This is a genomic window from Bartonella bovis 91-4 (genome assembly GCF_000384965.1).
Lineage (GTDB): Bacteria > Pseudomonadota > Alphaproteobacteria > Rhizobiales > Rhizobiaceae > Bartonella > Bartonella bovis.
On record NZ_CM001844.1, the window covers coordinates 1,333,449 to 1,354,000 of the forward strand.

Annotated in this window: 21 protein-coding genes and 1 pseudogene; 8 read left to right on the plus strand and 14 right to left on the minus strand. The window is 37.4% G+C overall.

Translation table 11 applies throughout. The features are described 5' to 3' along the window. Window positions 1-100: 100 nt before the first annotated feature. From BBBE_RS05755 to BBBE_RS05765, 3 genes are read right to left on the minus strand one after another with little or no spacing between them, the layout of a single operon-like run. On the minus strand, window positions 101-1,603 hold the full coding sequence (locus BBBE_RS05755; protein ID WP_022708725.1) for a FliI/YscN family ATPase: 1,503 nt from the start codon (window positions 1,601-1,603) through the stop codon (window positions 101-103). 43 nt (window positions 1,604-1,646) lie between these two features. Continuing rightward, window positions 1,647-2,381 carry a flagellar basal-body rod protein FlgF gene (gene flgF / locus BBBE_RS05760; RefSeq protein WP_010701598.1) on the minus strand — a complete coding sequence of 245 codons (735 nt, stop codon included), beginning with the start codon at window positions 2,379-2,381 and terminating at the stop codon, window positions 1,647-1,649. A 39-nt stretch (window positions 2,382-2,420) separates the two neighbouring features. Further along, window positions 2,421-3,179: a DUF1217 domain-containing protein gene (locus BBBE_RS05765; protein WP_244428348.1), complete on the minus strand. Its 759-nt coding sequence runs from the start codon at window positions 3,177-3,179 to the stop codon at window positions 2,421-2,423. A 318-nt stretch (window positions 3,180-3,497) separates the two neighbouring features. Here BBBE_RS05765 and motA point away from each other — a divergent pair, with 318 nt between their 5' ends. The 7 genes and pseudogenes from motA to BBBE_RS05800 all read left to right on the plus strand — a co-directional run bounded on the left by motA (window position 3,498) and on the right by BBBE_RS05800 (window position 9,071). Further along, on the plus strand, window positions 3,498-4,373 hold the full coding sequence (gene motA / locus BBBE_RS05770; protein WP_010701600.1) for a flagellar motor stator protein MotA: 876 nt from the start codon (window positions 3,498-3,500) through the stop codon (window positions 4,371-4,373). Between the two features lie 2 nt (window positions 4,374-4,375). After that, window positions 4,376-5,329: a FliM/FliN family flagellar motor switch protein gene (locus BBBE_RS05775; RefSeq protein ID WP_010701601.1), complete on the plus strand. Its 954-nt coding sequence runs from the start codon at window positions 4,376-4,378 to the stop codon at window positions 5,327-5,329. After that, a complete protein-coding gene (locus BBBE_RS05780; RefSeq protein WP_010701602.1) occupies window positions 5,310-5,747 on the plus strand; it encodes a BAB2_0123 family type IV secretion system effector in 438 nt (145 codons plus the stop codon). The genes BBBE_RS05775 and BBBE_RS05780 overlap by 20 nt, the downstream gene beginning before the upstream one ends. A gap of 356 nt (window positions 5,748-6,103) precedes the next feature. Continuing rightward, window positions 6,104-6,343, plus strand: a pseudogene (gene fliN, locus BBBE_RS05785) (flagellar motor switch protein FliN); the annotation flags it as partial. Window positions 6,344-6,371: 28 nt separating this feature from the next. Further along, window positions 6,372-7,466: a flagellar motor switch protein FliG gene (locus BBBE_RS05790; RefSeq protein WP_010701604.1), complete on the plus strand. Its 1,095-nt coding sequence runs from the start codon at window positions 6,372-6,374 to the stop codon at window positions 7,464-7,466. Between the two features lie 19 nt (window positions 7,467-7,485). Continuing rightward, window positions 7,486-8,556: a flagellar type III secretion system protein FlhB gene (flhB, locus tag BBBE_RS05795; RefSeq protein WP_010701605.1), complete on the plus strand. Its 1,071-nt coding sequence runs from the start codon at window positions 7,486-7,488 to the stop codon at window positions 8,554-8,556. Between the two features lie 89 nt (window positions 8,557-8,645). Next, window positions 8,646-9,071 (plus strand): hypothetical protein, encoded by a 426-nt coding sequence (locus BBBE_RS05800; RefSeq protein WP_010701606.1) that lies wholly within the window; start codon window positions 8,646-8,648, stop codon window positions 9,069-9,071. Between the two features lie 322 nt (window positions 9,072-9,393). On the opposite strand, the gene BBBE_RS05805 is transcribed toward BBBE_RS05800, so the two are convergent. The 6 genes from BBBE_RS05805 to flhA all read right to left on the minus strand — a co-directional run bounded on the left by BBBE_RS05805 (window position 9,394) and on the right by flhA (window position 14,533). Beyond that, complete coding sequence (locus BBBE_RS05805) at window positions 9,394-9,858, minus strand: hypothetical protein (protein ID WP_010701607.1); 465 nt, start codon at window positions 9,856-9,858, stop codon at window positions 9,394-9,396. Next, window positions 9,855-10,298 (minus strand): flagellar protein FlgN, encoded by a 444-nt coding sequence (locus tag BBBE_RS05810; protein ID WP_010701608.1) that lies wholly within the window; start codon window positions 10,296-10,298, stop codon window positions 9,855-9,857. Before BBBE_RS05810 ends, BBBE_RS05805 begins: the two co-directional genes overlap by 4 nt. Before the next feature lie 119 nt (window positions 10,299-10,417). After that, window positions 10,418-10,918 (minus strand): rod-binding protein, encoded by a 501-nt coding sequence (locus BBBE_RS05815; RefSeq protein ID WP_010701609.1) that lies wholly within the window; start codon window positions 10,916-10,918, stop codon window positions 10,418-10,420. Between the two features lie 398 nt (window positions 10,919-11,316). Continuing rightward, window positions 11,317-11,709, minus strand: coding sequence for a hypothetical protein (locus BBBE_RS05820; protein WP_010701610.1), 393 nt, complete (start codon window positions 11,707-11,709; stop codon window positions 11,317-11,319). A 2-nt stretch (window positions 11,710-11,711) separates the two neighbouring features. Continuing rightward, on the minus strand, window positions 11,712-12,497 hold the full coding sequence (fliR, locus tag BBBE_RS05825) for a flagellar biosynthesis protein FliR (RefSeq protein ID WP_022708727.1): 786 nt from the start codon (window positions 12,495-12,497) through the stop codon (window positions 11,712-11,714). Further along, the gene (gene flhA / locus BBBE_RS05830) at window positions 12,497-14,533 is read right to left on the minus strand and encodes a flagellar biosynthesis protein FlhA (protein WP_244428362.1); all 2,037 of its coding nucleotides are present in this window, start codon (window positions 14,531-14,533) and stop codon (window positions 12,497-12,499) included. The genes fliR and flhA overlap by 1 nt, the downstream gene beginning before the upstream one ends. Before the next feature lie 1,162 nt (window positions 14,534-15,695). On the opposite strand from flhA, the gene BBBE_RS05835 reads away from it, so the two are divergent. Beyond that, window positions 15,696-16,025 carry a protein tyrosine phosphatase family protein gene (locus tag BBBE_RS05835; RefSeq protein WP_010701613.1) on the plus strand — a complete coding sequence of 110 codons (330 nt, stop codon included), beginning with the start codon at window positions 15,696-15,698 and terminating at the stop codon, window positions 16,023-16,025. A 233-nt stretch (window positions 16,026-16,258) separates the two neighbouring features. Here the strand turns inward: BBBE_RS05835 and BBBE_RS05840 are convergent, their stop codons facing one another. From BBBE_RS05840 to BBBE_RS05860, 5 genes are all read right to left on the minus strand, one after another. Beyond that, window positions 16,259-17,251 carry a bifunctional riboflavin kinase/FAD synthetase gene (locus tag BBBE_RS05840; protein WP_010701614.1) on the minus strand — a complete coding sequence of 331 codons (993 nt, stop codon included), beginning with the start codon at window positions 17,249-17,251 and terminating at the stop codon, window positions 16,259-16,261. Continuing rightward, window positions 17,251-18,096 carry a TIGR01459 family HAD-type hydrolase gene (locus tag BBBE_RS05845; protein ID WP_010701615.1) on the minus strand — a complete coding sequence of 282 codons (846 nt, stop codon included), beginning with the start codon at window positions 18,094-18,096 and terminating at the stop codon, window positions 17,251-17,253. The genes BBBE_RS05840 and BBBE_RS05845 overlap by 1 nt, the downstream gene beginning before the upstream one ends. 802 nt (window positions 18,097-18,898) lie before the next feature. After that, window positions 18,899-19,099, minus strand: a complete 201-nt coding sequence (locus BBBE_RS05850) for a hypothetical protein (protein ID WP_022708731.1) — start codon at window positions 19,097-19,099, stop codon at window positions 18,899-18,901. Beyond that, complete coding sequence (locus BBBE_RS05855; RefSeq protein ID WP_152023207.1) at window positions 19,100-19,543, minus strand: hypothetical protein; 444 nt, start codon at window positions 19,541-19,543, stop codon at window positions 19,100-19,102. Beyond that, window positions 19,506-20,393 (minus strand): TrbL/VirB6 family protein, encoded by an 888-nt coding sequence (locus BBBE_RS05860; RefSeq protein ID WP_152023208.1) that lies wholly within the window; start codon window positions 20,391-20,393, stop codon window positions 19,506-19,508. Before BBBE_RS05860 ends, BBBE_RS05855 begins: the two co-directional genes overlap by 38 nt. Window positions 20,394-20,552 lie beyond the last annotated feature (159 nt).

Genomic DNA, 20,552 nt, shown 5'->3' on the forward strand with positions numbered 1-20,552 from the left:
TAAAACCATCTCTTCCTTTATAGATATAAAGTATTGCTATCTACAAACAAAATAACCTCTTTGAAAACAAATACTTTTTGATTTTGTTTCTTATAAACAATTATTGACTTTTCAACAGTTTTGCCAATTCATCATAAGGGTCATTAACAAGCGGCATATCAGGGCCTTGTTTCATAGCAGCATAAATAGATGGCACTAAAAAGATTGCCTGATCAAGGATATGATCTGCCCCCGCACGATAAGCGCCCATTGCACGTAAATCACGTGTTTCTTCATATCTAAAAATCATTTCCTTCAAATTTTGAACCAATATGCGCTGTTCATCTGTCCAGCTATGAGGTGCCAAACGCGAAATAGAAGCCGGAATATCAACAGCAGGAAATCTTCCCTGTGCAGCAATAGCACGATCAAGCACAATATGGCCATCTAAAATCCCGCGAATTGCATCAGAAATAGGGTCATTATGATCATCGCCATCAACCAAAACTGCGTAAACACCCGTAATAGATCCTTTGCCTTCTCTACCTGGGCCTGCTCGTTCTAATAAACGTGGCAACTCACTAAAAATACGGGGAGGAAATCCACGTGAAACAGGCGGCTCATGAGCAGAAATGGCAATTTCGCGCATCGCTAATGCATAACGCGTGATAGAATCAACCACCAGTAAAACATTGTCACCTAAAGAAGAAAAATATTCAGCAATTGTTGTTGCCATGATTGGAGCTAAACACCGCATCATGGGGCTTTCATCACCTGTCGCAATCACCCCAACAACCTTGTCTAATTTGCTGTGCAATGTATCATCAAGCATATCACGCACTTCACGGCCACGCTCACCTGTGAGAGCTAAAACAACTGTATCAAAATGATCAGCTTGCATCATCATTGACAAAAGAGTGGATTTTCCAACCCCAGAACCAGCAAAAATTCCAATACGCTGACCAAAACAAAGAGGCGTGAAAATATCAATCACTTTAACGCCTGTACGTAACCCCTTCTTTACACGTGCACGTTTAAGTGCTGGCGGCACGTCACCCTCAACCGCTATATTGCGTGGACCAGAAAGAAGTGCCCCTTTACCATCGATAGCCTCCCCCAAAGCATTAACAACACGACCACACCAAGAACGATCTGGCGCTACAAAAAGCGGACCTTGTGGAAAAACAGAAGCCATAAGAACAGGAACAACGGTTTCATCATAAGGCTTAATTAAAACATTTTCTTCATTAACACGAATAATTTCACCTCGTACTGCCTGCCCATCACAATCAATACACACTGTATCCCCGAGCAACACAGACTGTGATAAGCCCCGTGCAACCAATGTACCACGCGCCACATCGCTTATAACGCCCCCTTGGGTAACCAAATGAGAGGAATGATCATTTTTACGTGTTACAAAAGAAAGCAATCGGCTCAAAGCTGTAGGTGAAGTATCCGTCTGCACCCCTTTAGCAGAGGAAGCAGCACCCTCTCCATCTGTAAACTCTGCATTCACAAGATCTGCATCTGTAAGAGGAAAAGTCTTTGTATCTGAAGAAACCACTGGCGTAGTATCTGTTAAAGCAACCGTTGATGCAGGATCATTTTTGCTTTTTTGCATTGTACAATACACTCTTTATAAAAGACTTGTGTGGTCAACCACTTTAAGATTTTCCACCAAGAATTTGAATAGATTTAGAACGCATTTCTTCCTGCTGACGCAACATTGCTTCAACCCTTTCAAAAGCACGGCTTACTTCGATAAGGCGCGTCATCTCGGCAACACCATTCACATTAGAACTCTCAATATAACCTTGTATAACTTTATCACCACCACCCCCCTCTGACTGCATAGCAGGTCTATCAGGAATAACAGAAGAATTGGGACCATAACGCAATTGAGTCCCTTTCTGAAATTGAAACAGGCCAATTTTTCCAACCAAAACATCCTTTTGATAAATGCTCCCGTCTGCCGCAACACGAGGAGTACCCCCTGCAGGATTAAGCTGGATTGGCGCACCCCCATCATCTAAAAAAGACAGTCCTGTCACCGAAACCAAACCACCCTCTGGTGTCATAATCATTCGACCATCGCGGGTATAAACTGGCCCAAAAGAGGCTTGTATAGAAAAATATGAATCACCCCCTACAGCAACATCAAGAGCATTACCGGTTTTCACCAAAGCACCTCGATCTGTTGAAATATATCCCTTACCAGCGCTCGTAAAAAAGACCTGATCCCTTTGTTCACGTGCAACGGGAGATACCAATGTGTCAAACTTCATACCACCAGAACGAAAACCTGGTGTATTAACATTTGCCATGTTTTGCGCAATTGTTTCCATCCGGCGCGCCAAACTGATTTGACCCGACACTCCCACATAAATCGGATTTTGCATAAATCTGCCTCTTTTTTCTTACACTATGAATGATACCTTTTAGACGCCACCCCGTTTAAAGGATTGTAAAGCTACCATTGTTTCATGGGAAAACGCTAATCCGCTCCCTAAATTTGAATCTTGTAAAAGTGTGAGAGCAGGGTTTATGTCTGTTCGATTTTTTGCGTCATACATAGCAGAAAAACGCGCAATAAACTGCTCTAATTTCCTTGGATCTTCTAAATCTTCAAGTGACATGCGTGATTCTAACAATGATTTTTGCGCTTCAATTTTTGATGAAAGCACACTTTCTGGAATATCCAGAGCCGTAAAAACCACAGCCGACAAAGCTTTATCACCAAGAATTTGATAAGCCCAATTTTTTTCTGAAAGAAGACCGTTTCTAGTCATTTCCCCAATAGTACGGGTAAAATACAAAGCCAAACGCGTTCCTTCATTTTCTTCACCAACTTTTACTTCTAAAGTTTGCTGCATATATTTATTCACAGTGCCTGTTTTTGCACTCTCTTGTTGAGTGGCTTCTTCACCATAAACACTAAAATTAAAAGCTGCTGCAAATTGCTGATAACGCTTATCTGTTAATTGCGAAGCATAATTAGGGTCTGAAAGTACTTTACGCATCATACCTTTTGCATAAATCATATCTTCTAAGCCGTAAGCTTTCATAGCATAGTTATAGATTCGATCGTCTGCCAAAAAATCATCAACTGACCTTATACCTATAATATGGCTTACATAATAATCTGTTTCTCGCTTAACCTGAGGTTCATTAAAAAGCTGACTAGACGTCTGTTTCATATTATCGATTGTACTTCTATAACTCATATATGTGCTAATCATAGCAAACCTCTCTTTAGACAGATTTTTTAAAATATAAAACTTGTCTGAAACTGATGATAAAACTGCTTTTTATTGTAACAAAATTTTATTACAATAGTATTTTTAATTTAGCTTTGTTAATATATTTAAAGTTTTTTCATAAATTCTTGCGCATTTTAACACTTTTTTACAGCATGACATAAAATTACAAACAATTCACCATGAAAAATTGGTAAGCTTTGCGCAAGCATAAATATTTATCTTTCGCTTAAATTATAAAAATAGGAGGGCACGGTATTGGGTGTCATCATAGGATTAGTACTCACTTTAGGATGCATAATTGGCGGCTATATGGCCATGGGTGGGCATCTTAATGTTTTGGTGCAACCATGGGAATTTGTTATTATTTTGGGTTCAGCTATTGGTACTTTCATCATCTCTACTCCTTTTAACGTAATTAAAGATACAATGAAAGCAACATTGGAAGCAATAACAGATGCTGTTCCTAAACAAAAAGATTTTTTAGCAACCTTAGGTTTGCTCTATGTTCTTATGCGGGAAATGCGCTCAAAATCACGCTCTGAAATGGAAGGTCATGTTGACAATCCTAAGGAATCTTTACTCTTTCAGCAATATCCTTTAGTTTTAAAAGATGATTCTTTAACCAACTTTATTTGTGACTATTGTCGTCTTATCATTATGGGAAACGCTCGCCCTTTTGAGATTGAAGCCTTAATGGATGAAGAAATTCATACAATTTCAAAAGATTCTGAAAAATCTTCTCAAGCTCTCCAAAATATGGCCGATGCCCTACCAGCTCTTGGTATTGTTGCAGCTGTTTTGGGTGTGATTAAAGCCATGGGGGCTATTAGTGAACCACCAGAAGTGTTAGGGCATTTGATTGGAGCAGCTCTTGTTGGAACATTTGCCGGTATTTTCTTTTCGTATAGTGTTTTTGGCCCTGTTGCCACAAAAATCAAAACAGTGCGCCATAAAAAAACACGCATATATATTGTTGTGAAACAAACACTGTTGGCTTATATGAACGGTGCAATACCACAAATCGCATTAGAATATGGACGCAAAACCATTTCAGCAAAAGATCGCCCAACAATTGATGTTGTAGAGCAACACACAATCGTTGGTTCAGGTGCTGAAAAAGAGGCCGCTTGAACATGACTGAGCAGACTGAACACAACATCAATGAAGAGAAAAAACAAGATGTGTTGGCCCAACACATCTTGCGTGCTGCTGGTCTGTCAAGTGATGACCTTATGTCATTTCAATATGTGTTTCGTGATGCAGCAAGCAATCTTTGTGCACAGTTGGGTCATTATACATCCTTAGAATTTGCTATCGATGTACAATCGCTTGATACACTCAAAGCTGATAAGCTTGCTCAAGCGATAGCAGCAGATACATTATTGATTTATTTTAGTTCCAATCTGTGGGGAGACGATGTTATCTTTGTTCTAGATACAGCCTTGGTTGATCTTATAACAGAAGCGTTTTTTGGTGCAGCAGAGCCAAAGATTATAAACCGTAATGGGCGCCCCTTCAGTCCAACAGAATACAAAATAAGTGAATATTTTGGAAAATTGCTGGCTAATACAATGGACGGCATATTTGGTACAGGAGATGGATCTCTTTTACTTTTCAAGCAAACACTCAAAGCGCAAGAATTTAATTTAGAAACCTTTCATCAATCACAGATGTTTTCTTGCAATCTTGGGGTTAAATGTAATGAAATAGAAGCAACCGTAAATATCTTAATGCCACGCAGTTGCCACCGCCCTATTCAAGAAGCCGTTACCCGAGCTTTGCGTACACCTGCAAAACACACAGATCCGCTTTGGGCTAAACGTTTAAAACAAGAAGTAAGCCGAACGCACGTATGTATTGAAGCTTTTATCCAACAAGGATCAATGACTTTAAATGAATTATCAAAGCTTCAAATAGGGCAAGTTCTGCCCCTTCCTGCCAATAGTGTTAAACAGATAAAATTACGCAGTGGCAAGAAATCTCTTTATAAATGCTCCCTTGGTAAAAAGGGGAAAAATTTTTCCATCCGGGTCACTGACCCTATTGATGAAGAAAAGGAAATGATTGATGAGCTGGTTCATAGTTAATATAGCAAGTGCGCTTCTAGCACTGATATCGTTAAGTATTTTTATTATAACCACACGAAAATTGACAACAACAATCCATATGGGTCGGGAATTGGCTAAACAAGTTCAAACCGGAACTGTTTGCCTTGATCGAGCGCTTTCAATATTGCGTGAAGAACATCAAGAGTTTCGCGATGAAAACCGCAAAATGGATGCACGTATTATTGAATCAACACGGATTCGGCGCAACATTGATCGCTCGGTAGCTCATATGGAAAATATCCGCAATCAACTACAAAGTGATCTTGACCATTTTCGTACAACTTTAACTGCTAAAGCTCCTAGGCCTACAATGAAATCTAGTGCACAACATATGCATCGACAACCACCAATTGTTCCTAAAAACTTTCCGGTTTTTGTACAGCGTAAAATACATTAAAATTCTCTAAATAATAAAATATAATTTTAAAAAATAGAAAACCTTAAAACCTTTATACACGAAAGAGTATAAGGTCAAAAAACAAAGAATACGGTGACAGAATGACAAATGATATAAATCCTCCTGGAGGGGGTAAAGGAGTTAATCCAACAACACCACCTCGCCCTGCAACACCACCTCGTCCTACAGGGGCAAACCCTGGGATGCCAAGTAATGTTGGAACAAGTGCACACCAACCAGGGGCTGGTGCCGCTAGTGCAACATCAAGCAGTGGCCCTGCTTTTACATCAGCAGGAAATACCGTTGGAAGCATGGGTGCTACAAATGCACAAAAAAATACAAATGGAGTGCACAGTAATCCAGAACTCATTATGAGTATCCCAGTTGAGGTTCAAATTGTTTTAGGCTCAACCACCATGCCAGTAGCAAATCTAATGGATTTAGGCCGCGGCTCAGTGATTACGCTTGACAAGCAAATTGGAGATCCTATTGATATTGTCGTCAATGGCCGTATCATTGCGCGTGGTGAGGTTATTGTCCTAGAAGACGACCCTTCCCGTTTTGGGGTTAGCCTTACCGAAGTCATGAGTAAATAAATCAACTTGCAAAATGTGAAAAACAAATATGACGCAAGCAACAAAAGAAAAAACAACAGAAGTAATAAATGTTGTATCGGAAGACGAATTGGAAAATACGTTACCTGATACACATGTGTATTCTACACTCATTGATACACTTTCTGGGCAACAAAAAGCTGCAGCACTCCTTGTTGCTCTCGGGAAACCTGCTGCTGCGCGTCTTTTAAAACATTTCACTCCAGATGATTTGCGCCGTCTAAGTGGGCAAGCTCATACTTTGCCCAACATTTCTCTTGCTGATTTTGAAGTTCTGGTTCGTCAATTTGAGGATGCCTTTGCTGAAGGAGCTTCTTTTTCTGAAGCTGGTTCACGTTTCGATAATCTGGTACAAGAAACATTATCAGAAGAAGAAGCCGCTTTAGTCCTTGACCCTTCGAAAGCACCAGCTCCCCCTCGCGAAAGCCTTTGGGAAATTATTGCAAAATTAAATATTGATGTTCTGCAAATGCATTTTGCACAAGAACATCCACAAGTAGTTAGCTACATTGTTTCGCGTCTTCCTTCTGAAATTGCAGCAAAAATTTTAATGGCACAATCTATGATTGTTCGCGCTGACCTTACTCGTAGAAGATTGCATTTACGCCCAGTTTCATCAGAAATAGACGCAGTACTTGATGAAGCGCTGCGTCCTATTTTCTCACAAGATAATAATGTAGGAGAAAAAGCTCATCATGGCCAAGTGGCTATCATCCTTAATGAGCTTGATAAAGCAGATGTTGACGAGATGCTTGCAAATCTCAATGATTTAAGTCCAGAAGATCTGGAAAAAATCAAAGCAAAGCTTTTTGTTTTCGAAGATATTCCACGTTTGACAGAACGAGCACGATTACTGCTTTTTGATAAAATTACAGCTGATACCGTTATTACAGCTTTGCACGGTGCAGATAATCAGATGAAAGACCTTATTTTAAATTCTCTTTCACAACGCACACGTCGTATAGTGGAAGCAGAACTTTCTTCAGGTAATGACTCCATCAAACAAGAGAAAATTATAAATGCACGCCGTAATATTGCCCAAACAGCAATCAAATTATCAGAACAAGGAACAATTAATCTCTTAGGTGAAGAAGGAACGTCTTAAAAGGCGCGCTTAAATCAATATGTCAGATGAAAAGCCCGATAAAGAGAGCCAAACAGAAGAACCAACAGAACACAAAATTCATAAAGCAGAAGAAAAAGGAAATCTTCCCTTTTCTCGTGAACTGCCTATTTTTTCTTCTCTTTTAAGCTTTAGCGTAATTTCTATTTTTATCGCTTTTCCAGCTATATCACAGCTTTCGCATTTCTTGCTTCAATGGCTTGAACGCCCAGAGTCTTGGCGCATTAACACTGCAGAAGATATTAAACATTTGATTTATTTGGTAGGTGGCAATGTAGGCTTAGCCTTAGCACCTATTTTAATTATTATACCCCTGATCGGTATAAGTGCATCAGTTATACAAAATATACCACGTATTATTATGGAGCGTATTCAACCAAAATGGTCACGCGTTTCACTCAGCAATGGATTTGAACGCATTTTCAGTAAAGCAGGATTGGTGGAATTTTTAAAATCATTAACCAAGCTGATTGGTGTGAGCATAATTGTTTATATTATGTTTTTCAAAAACAATACAATTTTCATCAATACATTATTAACAGATGCATCAGCTTTGCCCGAATATATTCGTAAAAAACTTGTAGGCTTGTCGCTTTCTTTTATTGTGGCCGTTGCTGCTATTGCAGGATTTGACTTAGCATGGTCACGTTTTCACTGGTACCAAAAATTACGTATGAGCAAACAAGAAATTAAAGAAGAGCATAAAAGCCTTGAAGGAAACCCTATGATCAAAGCACGGATGCGTTCCTTAACACGCGACCGTATTCGTCGGCGAATGATTGCCAATGTTCCTACTGCAACCTTAATTGTAGCCAATCCAACCCATTTCTCTGTTGCTTTGCGCTATAAACCACCCCTTGATTATGCACCAGTTGTGGTTGCAAAAGGACAAGATATTTTAGCTTTACAGATTCGTGAAATTGCTGTCGAAAATGACATCCCTGTTATTGAAAATGTAGAGTTAGCACGCACATTGTACAAACAAGTTGAAGTCGACCAAGTTATTCCACCTGAATTATATGAAAGCGTTGCTGCTTTAATTCGTTTTATCAACAGTCAAAAAATCCATTAAAAATGAACATTAATGACTTTTTTTAAAAACATTCAACACCAAATTAGTATAAACTCTAAAACACCAAAGTAATAATACAAAGTCACAAAATGAAAAAAAATTATATAACTGAAATCCGTGAAATGGTGCTGGCAAAACAAGTAGCGCAATTTATTCCAGAATTGCGACTAATCGACGTAGGTGACTTAATTACCTGTATCCACACAGAACGTTTTAACCATCTTTCCGAACTTATTGAAAGCGCTACAGAATTGCGTTTTTACCCGCATACCATGCGTTTTGCCCGTAATGCCAGTTATGAATTAGATTGGGACACTACACCAAAAATCTTGCTTCATATGGAATTTTCAAATGAAGGTGTACAAGCCTTTTTTCAGCTCATTATGTCATCAGAAGAATTTGGAATTGAATTGGATAAATGCATTTTTGAAAACCACTCCGATGAAGAAACCAATACAAGTCATTTGATGAATGCACTCAATAATGCACGAATACAAAAAAGACTCACCCACTAAAACACGCATTATCCCATTAAAAGACGAACTGCATTCGTCAACTAAAAATGAACTAACAGCATCACGTTTGAAAGATAAAAAGGATGCAAAATAAGGAACAAAGGGTGCTTAATAAAAAGCCGCTTTGTTGACAATAAAATAAGCCGTTCTTTTTACACGCCCCCCTCACCCCGCGTGGACTCATTAAAGTAGACATATTCAATACAAAATTAGCACTAATAATTTCCGCAAGAAACCTTTCAAGAAAAAAACTTTTAAAGTACAACCTTTTAAAACTTTATGCTTCAAAAAAGCTTCTCAGGCTATAGTGTAAATATTGCTATCATGTATGATTCATATCGCGCACTTTATCAGCTGGAAGATAATTAAATTGTTTCACAAGCAAATCTTTCAAAACAGGCGTTGGAAAATGCTGATTAACTTCATCTATAATCTGTTTTTTGACCGTCTCAAATTTTATTTTCTCAACCGCACGCACATCTGAATAACTGTCCCAAAAACACTTAAAAATAGCATCATTAATCAATACCCCTAAAGGAAAAGACATTTCTTGCTCAACTTTCTTATCTATAAGATAAGTTAATTGTGAAATTATATAACCTTGGACAGATCCCTCAACTAAAATGGGAACGCTAATGACTTCTGTCTGACCAGGACTAATCTCTTCTGCGACGGGAGCAGACACTTTTGAAATATTGGGATTTACAGCATTCACTTTGACACTTAGCATCAAAGTGCTCAGAGCCACCAAACATCCCCATACCCCCATCGCAATCATTTTAATCATTTACGACTTCCAGCATTGACTAAAACAGGGTCATAGGTTCCATCTGTTTCTTCTGCGCGAGCAGCTGTTTGCATAATTTGAGAAAGTTCCTTAACAGCCTCTAAATGCACTTGAAGTAATTCACTATTGCGCAGCAACTTTTCCTGTAAATCGGATAGCAAGCTTTCCACTTTACTTGCAACATCTTGATCCATATAGCGCATAACATCTTTCATTGACTGATTAAGATCACGCAGACCACGTGTTTTACGTAAATTAACCTCTTCATAATCTGGAATACCGTGGCTTTCAAGCATATTGCTTTCATAATCAACCACTTCTGTCAGCCCTTTAACAGCAGCCATAAATTTTGTTATTGCCCAATCACGACCAATCAGATCATTGTTGAGAACTTTTGTTTTTAATGCAACATTTTCATCATTACATTGCGCTACAGACATTTTTATTCCCCTTTAACGGTATCAATTGTCATATTAAATTTAAATAGTTTGTGTTCGATATTAATGTGTCAGATCAGCTCATTTCATGAACGATCACATTAAATTATAAATGGTGCTCTTTAATGGGTAGCATTTATTCTGTTTCTCTCTCCATTATATGACCCCTCTTCTCTTTTAGCCTGTTCAGAAATCAACATTTGCGCAATGCCAATCCCTCCAGATACAGCAAATTCTTTAGCCAATTGTTCAGCCATCATAAATTTCCAAATTTGCCCTGCCTGCCCTTTTCCAAAAATAGATTGCATCTCAGTTGTGAACATATTTTCAACAAAAGTCTGCAGTATAAAAGCTTCAAAGTTTTTAAAGGCTTCAGCATTTTTGTTTTCTAGAGTTTGCGGTTTTATATGCACCTGTTGAGATTCGTGGTGCGTTACACTGAGTGAGCTTTTGTAATCAGCATGCACTAACTGAGTAAAGTTGTTCTTTTGGGGTGCAGTTGTGGTTTGTGTATATGCTGTGTTGCGTAAATTGCGCAATTTTTCAACAGAAGCGCGATACTCAAGTGGATCAGCTGCGCGTGCAACATCAAGAACAATATCTGAAGGTGGCTGAATAGCCATGAGCTTCCCCTTTATTTAATTCCATTTGCTTTTTTTTGTTTTAAATTTTTAATTTCGTCTTAAAGACAACAATATATAATTCTCTGTAATTTCATAGAAATGGTCTCTATTCACTTTGAGCAAAAGTATTCCCCTTGTACACAATAACTTGTGTGCGTACAGCTTTTTGCACGTAATGTATTTCTTAACAAAACACAATAACTAAAAAATCACCCCGCGTGGATCAACACAAAAACACTATGTAAAGCAGTTAAAGTGCCATATGTTTCCTCTTTTTAACTACCACTCGCTTCTCTTTGTAATTTATATTCTAAGAACATAGGATTTTTTTTATTCTTTCAATAGCTTTCTAAAACAAAGTAAATCTTATAATATTTAAGCACTATAGAGTATCAAACTTACGTCAAACTGACGTCTTTTACCATTTTATCTGCAACATAATCTTCGAGCATATTACTAAATTGTTGACGTTCTTCTATAACTTGAACCTCTTTACACTTTTCTTCTAACCGTTGCAAACGGCTAGAAGCTTCATGCACAATTTGTTTTTTTTGCACAATTTGTCCTCGAAGCTGTTTTTCTGTTTTGGCTATACATTGTAAACGCCGTGCTAAAAAACTGGCATCCCAAAAATCAGGAGCTCCCTCTTTCTCCATTAAGGAAAAAAGTGTTCGCGTCTCCTCCTCACAAGCAGAAAGCTGATTGTTTAAACCTTCCAATTCAATTTTATGATAAGCTTTCATAAAACTTTGTATTTTGAAAAGCTTATGGTAGCGTTTGCTTTTTTGCACTTTTAAGGTCCCTTATTGAGCCAATTTTGAAGTTCTAAACTAAAAAAATGTAAAAGCTCGGGTATTAAGAAATAAAGTAGAAATATTCCCCCTGCGACAACAAAAGGCAACGAAATAAAATAAACCGGAATGGTAGGTGTTAATTTATTTACTAATCCAATCCCAATATTGATCAAAATCGCATAAGTAATAAAAGGCGCCGCAATAGATAGTGTGGTTAAAAATGCTCGCGATAAAACATCACGATAATCAATCAAAGCGGCTTCCGGATTTGGAACAAAAGATGGTGTGACGACATCATAAGAAGCCAAAAGACCACGAATAACCACCATATGCAAATCGCTTGCAAAAAAAAGCATAACAGCAGCTAAAACAAATAAATGGGCAATTTGAGTTTCTGGCATTGAGTCAATCACACTATGGCCAGGTTGACCTGAATACCCCATAGACATTGCAATAATCGTTGCCATAAATTGCAATGCCCACAGATAAACATGAGCAATAACCCCCAAACTAGCGCCAATAAGCATTTCAGAAAATAAAGCACGTGTAAGGATTGCAATATCAGGTTTATCGCCAAGTTCTTTAAAAAAATCGACGACAAGAGGAAGCATAACAAATGAAAAAGCAATAGCAAGCAGTAAACGGAAATTCATAGGAATACGTAAACTTGATATGCCTGGCATAAACATCAAACAAGCTCCTACCCGAGCAAAAACTAACATGGCAATGATAACCAACTGGTCAATTGGCAAAGACGTCATAGGTAATAAAGACGTCAATGACATCAACTCTTCTCCCGTGAAGAGATGACACCTAATGTTTTTACTTCAACACCACGAGCAATTTCTGCATGAGAAAGAACAGGCAACGTCGAGAAAAGACGTTCCATAATCATGCGAACATAAGGCCGCGTTTCAGGCAATGTGATCAGTACAAAACGCACCGCTTTTTCCATATACTGGCGAATGATAGCTGTTGCTTCGGTTCCAAATTTTTCAAGTTCAACAGGGTCCATATCAAATTCAATAATTTCACCCTTTGCATCACGTTTTAAAGCCTTGTGGAAAGCAAGATCCCAGTAATTTCCCATCCGTAAAACCTGGAGTACACCACCTTCAGACAAGTCACCACAAATTTGTTGCGATAGACGCAACCGTACATGCTCAGCAATCAAATCAGAACGCCGTACATGGGGTGCAATTTCAGCCACCGCTTCCAAAATAAGATTTAAGCTGCGAATGGAGACACGTTCTGCTAATAAAAGCTTTAAAACCGATTGTAAACCAGAATAGGAAAGATGCGCAGGACAAATTTCTTCCAACAATTTACGATATTCGCTACCCAAACGCTCAAGAAGAATGCGCATATCTTTATAAGAAAATAATTGCGCTAAATTATTGCGTAAAACTTCACTCAAATGTGTCAATAATACTGAAAGATTATCTATCGCCATATAACCTTCACGCATTAATTCAGAGCGAAATGTTTCTGAGGTTGCAAAAGCACGCATACCAAAAGCTGGCTCATACACTTGCTCACCTGGAATATTGGGAATAGGTTTATTACTCGGCATAATGAGAACCTCACCTATACGCATTTCGTAAGATGCCACAACTGTGCCGTACAATTTGATCCAATAGCTTTTTGCCGGCACCTTATAATCATCTGATATCTGTATTTCAGGAATAACAAAACCATACTCTTGTGCAAATTTACGGCGCATTTTTGCAACACGGTTAGCCAACTCAACTTTTTGCGATAATAAATGTTTAGACAATTGCTTGCCCATGGCAATTTCAATGCGCATTGTTTCAAGTGATTCTTTAAGAGACTGACTTTCTTCCTGCTGAACCTTTTGAGAATCTTGTGCCAACTGAGCTTCTTGTGCAAGAGATTCTTTGCGTAAGCGATTTGGAATAGAATAACCAATTGAAGCCATAAGCAAAGATAAAAGAATAAAAGGAACAGCTGGCAGACCAGGCATCACCCCTAACATCAATAAAAGAAGAGAGGATACAAAGAGGGCTTTAGGATATCTTCCAAGTTGCCCCAAAACAGCCTTTTCAGCTGTACCACGGGTGCCCCCTTTAGAAACCAAAAGGCCTGCTGCCAAAGAAACAATCAAAGCCGGTATCTGTGTAACAAGACCATCACCCACTGAAAGCTTAGTAAAAACATCTGCCGCACCAGATAATGTCATTCCATGGCGTGTAACACCAATAACAATACCCCCAATAATATTAACAGCCGTAATAATAAGCCCGGCAATAGCATCACCGCGCACAAATTTTGATGCCCCATCCATTGCCCCAAAAAAGGAACTTTCTTCTTCAAGTTCAAGACGGCGACGTTGTGCTTCTTTCTCATCAATAAGGCCTGATGAAAGATCAGCATCAATAGCCATTTGCTTTCCTGGAATAGCATCCAGAGTAAAACGTGCCCCCACTTCAGCAATACGCGTTGCACCTTTAGTGATTACTAAAAAATTGACGATAATAATAATGGCAAAAACAACAAGACCAATAACAAAATCCCCCCCCATCACAAATTGCGAAAAACCGTGAATCACATTTCCTGCGGCTTTATAGCCTTCATCACCATGAGTTAAAATAACACGGGTTGTCGCAATATTAAGTGATAAGCGCAATAAGGTCGTAATTAATAAAACTGTTGGAAAAGCCGAAAAATCAAGTGGCCGCTGAATCCACAACGAAACCATTAAAATCAAAACAGAAAATGCAATGGAAAAAGAAAGCCCCAAATCTAAAATAAAGGCAGGAACAGGCAAAAAGAGAACTGTAAGAATAATAATAATTCCCATCGCAAACACAATATCTCGACCAGAAAATTGATTCTGGTCTCCAATATCGGTAACCGGACTACGCTGCACATTTTTCTCCTTAAACAATCACATTCAGTCCCCCTTGCCAAAAGAACTTGAAAGAACTCTTTAGCGTATTTTTTGTCACAAACTTTAAGTGATAAAGCTTGTGTGAAAGTGGTGTTGTAACTATACAATTAATAATGTTGTGACCACCCCATTTTTACATACTTAAAAATTTACACACCAATATAACAACCTTTTACCTCCTATAAACTATAACGCAAAGCACATCATGCCCCCATTGTCTTAAAAAATAATTTTAAACTTGCCGAATGTTTGATATCAGCGTATATTACAACTCGTAACATTTTGTGAATATACATTGATACAATAAGAAACTGCGAAAGGTTTCTAAAAACAATGAGAGATTTGTTATGACTGATATCGTAAAAACTGCCATGCTTTATTCAACACTGATTATTACTGCTAATGCTATTATTGTTGTAGCTTTGGTGCTTGACATTCAATAAAGTCTTATTGAGATTAGCTCATCATAAGCTCTTTACATCCATAGCAAAATCTGAGCTATTTTGAGCAGTCGAATAGAGGTGTTATATTAAGTAAAGAAAGTCTATAGACTTTAAAAAGTAGTTTATAGAATTAAAGAAGAGAAGAATATATTTTCTTTTATTCAAACTGCATTGTTAATAGGTAATTGTTACCTTAAAAGTTTGTGCAAAAATTTTCGCTCCTAAGGCATTTCAGACGGATTTGTTTTTTTAATTTACTTTTTTATAAGTAATTTTATCGATATTATTTTTTCAAAGATTAAGCATTTTTATTATAACGTCCCTATTAATGACCTTACAATAAGAGCGCTTATTATTTAACTTGATCTTGATTTTAGTACATTATTCTTTTCATAAAATGTAACCAACAATTTAAAACATACTTATAAAATATAATAAACGACAGTGCTTTATGTAGTAAACTGTGTTTTTAGTCTTTTCATCTTTCTAGATAGGGCCAAACATTTTTATTTAAGCTCAAGTCGTTCATAAAAATTTTATTTATCACAACTGTCTATTTAATTAGACTATCATTCAAAAGCACTAAACAAAAAGAGCATTATAGATAGTGTGCTCAAGGATAAATAAAAATGAAGTTGCAGCAAATTGAAGATGGTATTTTTGTCAGTGCTCAAATTAGTGTTGTAGACATCAAAACACTCGCAAAAACTGGATTTAAAACTATTGTCTGCAACCGGCCCGATCAAGAAGAGCCTGGGCAGCCTGATTTTGCCACCATTCAAGCAGCTGCTCATGAATATGGAATACAAGCTCATTATATTCCTATTACACCTTCAACCATAGAACAATTTCACATTAAAGCTATGCAAACAATTTTAAAAACAGCGCCACTTCCTCTTCTCGCCTATTGCTGCTACGGTACACGCTCAATTCATCTTTGTTCTTTAGCGCGTATTTAATCTTGTGTTTTAACAAAACAGAAAGAAACAAATATTAAATCTGCTTATTATAAAACATGAAGCTATGTAAGCAGTAAAGACAAAAACAATGATGAAATCTGATCTTCCAACCGCTGATTCCCCTACCTATAAACGAAAACTTCACCTTTTCTATAACGTTTTGGAATATATTTTTATTCTCATCATTAGTTTAAGTTCCATTTTTGCGATTCTTTTTTCCTTTTTAGATCGGATCATGATGTTTTTTTAAAAGTCAGTAACTGATCCAATAATGAAAGCGGTTGAATTGTCTTTAAAATCGCTTTTGCTTCATTTTCATCGTATTGCATTTGTTTTTTTAAAGGCTCTAGTCCATTAAATTTTTTTTGCGCTCGTAAAAACTGTAGAAAAGAAACTATACAGCTCTCATCATAAAGATCGTCGGCAAAATCAAATAAATAAGTTTCTAAAAGTGGTGCTCCACCATCAACAACTGTTGGGCGACAGCCAAAACTTGCAACACCATCATGTAAAACACCACTAGAACGGCGCAATCGTACGGCATAAACACCATGTGCTAAGCCAGTTTGGGAGGGTAACACCTGATTAGCAGTAGGAAAACCCAAAGATCGACCAAGCTTTTCTCCATGTGTAACGTTTGAGCGCACACGATAATGATACCCTAATAAATGAGCTGCTTTTTCCACCTGCCCTTGTGATAAAAGTTGGCGAATAAAGCTAGAAGAAATTTCCTCCCCCTGTGGGGTACATAAAGAAGGAACTTGAACAACCTCAAAACCACATTCTTTTCCTTTTTGACGCAGAAACTGCGCATTTCCACTTTTTTTTCGACCAAAGTGAAAATTATTCCCCGTTACCACAACACAAACATCAAAAGCTTGTTTTAAAACAACGCTAATAAATTCATCGGCTGAAAGAGCAGCAAACTGTGCATTAAAAGGCTCTTCAATCACGCCACGAAAACCCAAAATTTTGAAGATTTCAGCTTTTTCAGTTGCCTGAGTCAAACGATCAACACAAGCTGAACCTTGAAAAAAACTTCTTGGGTGCGGCTCAAATGTTAACACAAGAGCTGGCTTGTTTTTTACACGTGCTAAATCTAGTGCTTTTTGCAACACCGCCTGGTGACCACGATGAACCCCATCAAAATTCCCAATAGCTAAAACTGCACCACGTAAATCTTCAGGAATCTCTTTGTATCCTTGAAGACGCAAAAAATTAGCCATTACTGAAGTGCCCACATTATCGCTTGTGGCTGATAACCATAATGGTCAAGAAAAGAACGCAAAGCTTCTTCATTGACCACACCATTGTGCGTATAGTCATGACAATGGATCCCACCCAAAATATAAAGGACATCAATACCAAAATCGATGGCACCTTTAACATCGGTCAAAATGCCATCCCCAATAGCCAAAATCCGGCTTTTTTCTATTGTTCCACGGATGTTTTTTAGTTTTTCAAAAGCACATTCATAAATAGGTGCGTGGGGTTTACCCGCAATACGAACCTCACCACCTAAATGTTGGTAAAGCTGTGCCAATGCACCAGCGCACCAAAGTGTTTGATCCCCGTAATGAACAGTGATATCAGGGTTAGCACAAATAAAAGGTAAATCGCGTGCTTGTAGGCGACGCAACATATTTTCATAAGCCTGTGGGGTTTCTCCAAAATCTTCAAAAAAGCCACTGCAAACAACTGCACAAGCTTTCTCTTCTTCAACCAGCTCACATGCTAACCCTTTAAATAAAGCCAAATCACGTTGCGGACCAATAAAAAAAATTTTCTGCGGTGCGCTCAAAATGAGATCACGCGTCACATCACCTGAAGTGATGACTGCGTCATAACAATCACTTGCAATCTTCATTCTTTGCAATTGGGCTATAACATCTTCGCGTGGTCTGGGTGAATTGGTAAGCAAAATAACGCTTTTTCCCACCTTGCGCATTTTTTGCAAAACTTTCACAGCTGAATCAAAAACACGCACACCATCGTGCAAAACCCCCCAAACATCACAAAATACAGCATCATAATGGGTAATTATAGGATCAATATGGGTGAGTTCTTTCATGATTATCTATTTATATTATATTTTTACCGTCTTGTGCCTGCTTTTTATTTTTTTACTTCTTATCTCAAGATCATTTTTTTGTCATCTGCTTTCTTAAGCCGCCACACTTCTCACCCCAAAACCAATTAATCCCTCAAAGGTAATCTTGATTTTCATCTTTCTAACCACTTTTGAGCAATCATATCACGCAAGATATCTTCCAAGCCAATGAATTATTGAACGCGTTTTTTTTTAAGAATAATGCCGATAGCAGGAGATGCTTTTTTAAAAAATCCCTATAGTTATTTGAACCCAGTTAATACCTCATGGATAGTTTTAAAAAGAAATACTAGTCATTTTAACAAAAAACTCCATAGACTTGAAAAATCATCAGCTAAATTGAGAATAAAACTTATTAGATTCAAACATCTAATTTAATATTATTATTGATAAATATCTGCTGTATAAAGCATATATAATATAAAACTAAACACCCCATCTTGGAGGAGAAATCAGTAAACTATTAAAAGAGGAAAAAGATGAGCAAAATCCTTTTATTATGCACGGGTAGTACTCACCGCAGGATTAACCATTGCTGGTTGTGAAAAACATATACCATAGAAGAATTTTAAAAGATGACGAATTGCTCAAAGAATGGATGGCGCTAAATGTGGAGGAGTTGCAAAATCTAAAAATTGTCAAAACGTATTTCAAGCGGATGCTGAAAAGTTTTATTCACAAGAACCTGTTAATACAGATCTTGAACATGAATTTTAAAAAAGTTCAAGTTGCTAAATAAAAGTAAAAGAGGCTAAAGCCTCTTTTACTTTTTAAATATGGTTAGCCAGAAAAATACAGAAAAGTAGACAATAACATAAAGAGGAGGTTTTTCCTTAGGCCAGTGTTTCTTTAATTTATCCAGATAAATTGAGAAACGTGTCTTTCTTAAAACTTTCTCTATTCCATAAAATAAAAATACAGCTGTAAAAGATACAGGTACAAAAATCATAAAATCTTTTATCATTTATTTATCCTTCTCATCTAGTTCAACTGGAATTGTACCCTCAGCACTATCAACTGTTTCTGTTTCATTGGACTTAAGATTATAATAAGCACGAGCTTCCTGCAGAAGGGCATCTTTCAGAGAAGACGGTGGTGTATTTAAACTAAGATTAGCTGCATCTTCCATTCCGGGAACAGAAATGGCCGCTAGAGTTTTGATACTTTTAGGAGCAACGTTATCAGCTGTAGCTGCTTCACGTTTAACAGAGGCTCCCATAGATTGAGGCCTGTTTTCTTGCCTGAAAAAATTGCCCGTCATTCGAGAGGCGTTGATAATATTATCGCTTCTCATACCTCCCACATCATCTCCCATTGCACTGCTTGTTCCTCTCGCGATTCCCATAGTTCTCATACTATCGCTTATGACTTCATCGGTTTTTTGTTCTCGCAGCCGCTGCTGCTGCATCTGCAGCGGCTTCAGTGATTACAGTTTCTGCGGAATAGACCATTTCTTTAATAGTTGAAATAGCACCACTACTTGATTTCAAAATCATAAATACAACCCATTTTGGAGCAATTTTTATGAAAATTACGTATGTTAATGCGTTTGCCATTATCCATATTAACGCAGATGAACCATTATAAACCTCCTGCCACTTCACTACGGACTCAGTAATTTCAAACACTAAAACTGTAAATATAAATAGTTTTGTGTGCATAAAAACAACACAACAAAACGCCATTATAGTCTTTCTTATATACTGAAAAACACTAACACTTATAAACAAAATAGGTATGTTAGTTACAATATACGTTGTAATAACCGTAAAAATCATCAAAACTTCAACGAACCCAAAACATAGAAGAATGATTAGAACACAAAAACTTTTCTCTGCACCAGGTAATGAAAACAAAGTATACTCATTGAGAATAATATCAGTAAGACGAATGGTCTCTCCAAAGAGTTTTCCGGCAAGTAAATTTTTACTTTCCCCAATTTCTTGGATAGTTTCCTCCCATACAGTATTGATAACAGCCATACTCCATTTTTGTGAGTATTCCAAAAAAATAACAAAAATCCCAATAACAAAAATAAGCTTGGCAATTTCCCACACAAAATTTATAGGATCAACTTTTTGCCGTACAAGAGATTTAACGGTACGAAAAAACTGAACACCCTTTAATGCCAAAAAGAAAAGCAAGGTACCTATGTACAATATTGGTTGCAATTGATTAAATAGTTGTTGTAGTGACTCTACTAGATCCTTAAGGAATTTTGAAACATCTAAAGGTGCAGAAAGAAGAGATGTATCCACAAAAAGAACACGACAGATACCGATAAATAAAAAAAACAGAGAAAAAAGATTTAAAGCTTTTGTTGTACAAAACTTTTTCATATTTTAATTTTATGGAATTACTTTAAAATGCATATTTATTGTCTATATAATATATTTTTTGGGGGGATATTTTCTTAT

Coding starts and splice junctions, on each gene's coding strand:
- BBBE_RS05845 (WP_010701615.1), bottom strand. CDS start 18,096: ATGAAAGAACTCACCCATATTGATCCTATAATTACCCATTATGATGCT.
- flhB (WP_010701605.1), top strand. CDS start 7,486: ATGTCAGATGAAAAGCCCGATAAAGAGAGCCAAACAGAAGAACCAACA.
- BBBE_RS05840 (WP_010701614.1), bottom strand. CDS start 17,251: ATGGCTAATTTTTTGCGTCTTCAAGGATACAAAGAGATTCCTGAAGAT.
- BBBE_RS05810 (WP_010701608.1), bottom strand. CDS start 10,298: ATGTCTGTAGCGCAATGTAATGATGAAAATGTTGCATTAAAAACAAAA.
- flgF (WP_010701598.1), bottom strand. CDS start 2,381: ATGCAAAATCCGATTTATGTGGGAGTGTCGGGTCAAATCAGTTTGGCG.
- BBBE_RS05755 (WP_022708725.1), bottom strand. CDS start 1,603: ATGCAAAAAAGCAAAAATGATCCTGCATCAACGGTTGCTTTAACAGAT.
- flhA (WP_244428362.1), bottom strand. CDS start 14,533: ATGGGAATTATTATTATTCTTACAGTTCTCTTTTTGCCTGTTCCTGCC.
- BBBE_RS05800 (WP_010701606.1), top strand. CDS start 8,646: ATGAAAAAAAATTATATAACTGAAATCCGTGAAATGGTGCTGGCAAAA.
- BBBE_RS05775 (WP_010701601.1), top strand. CDS start 4,376: ATGACTGAGCAGACTGAACACAACATCAATGAAGAGAAAAAACAAGAT.
- BBBE_RS05850 (WP_022708731.1), bottom strand. CDS start 19,099: ATGATAAAAGATTTTATGATTTTTGTACCTGTATCTTTTACAGCTGTA.
- BBBE_RS05780 (WP_010701602.1), top strand. CDS start 5,310: ATGAGCTGGTTCATAGTTAATATAGCAAGTGCGCTTCTAGCACTGATA.
- BBBE_RS05805 (WP_010701607.1), bottom strand. CDS start 9,858: ATGATTAAAATGATTGCGATGGGGGTATGGGGATGTTTGGTGGCTCTG.
- BBBE_RS05790 (WP_010701604.1), top strand. CDS start 6,372: ATGACGCAAGCAACAAAAGAAAAAACAACAGAAGTAATAAATGTTGTA.
- BBBE_RS05835 (WP_010701613.1), top strand. CDS start 15,696: ATGAAGTTGCAGCAAATTGAAGATGGTATTTTTGTCAGTGCTCAAATT.
- BBBE_RS05765 (WP_244428348.1), bottom strand. CDS start 3,179: ATGAAACAGACGTCTAGTCAGCTTTTTAATGAACCTCAGGTTAAGCGA.
- fliR (WP_022708727.1), bottom strand. CDS start 12,497: ATGTCATTGACGTCTTTATTACCTATGACGTCTTTGCCAATTGACCAG.
- BBBE_RS05815 (WP_010701609.1), bottom strand. CDS start 10,918: ATGGCTATTCAGCCACCTTCAGATATTGTTCTTGATGTTGCACGCGCA.
- BBBE_RS05855 (WP_152023207.1), bottom strand. CDS start 19,543: ATGCAGCAGCAGCGGCTGCGAGAACAAAAAACCGATGAAGTCATAAGC.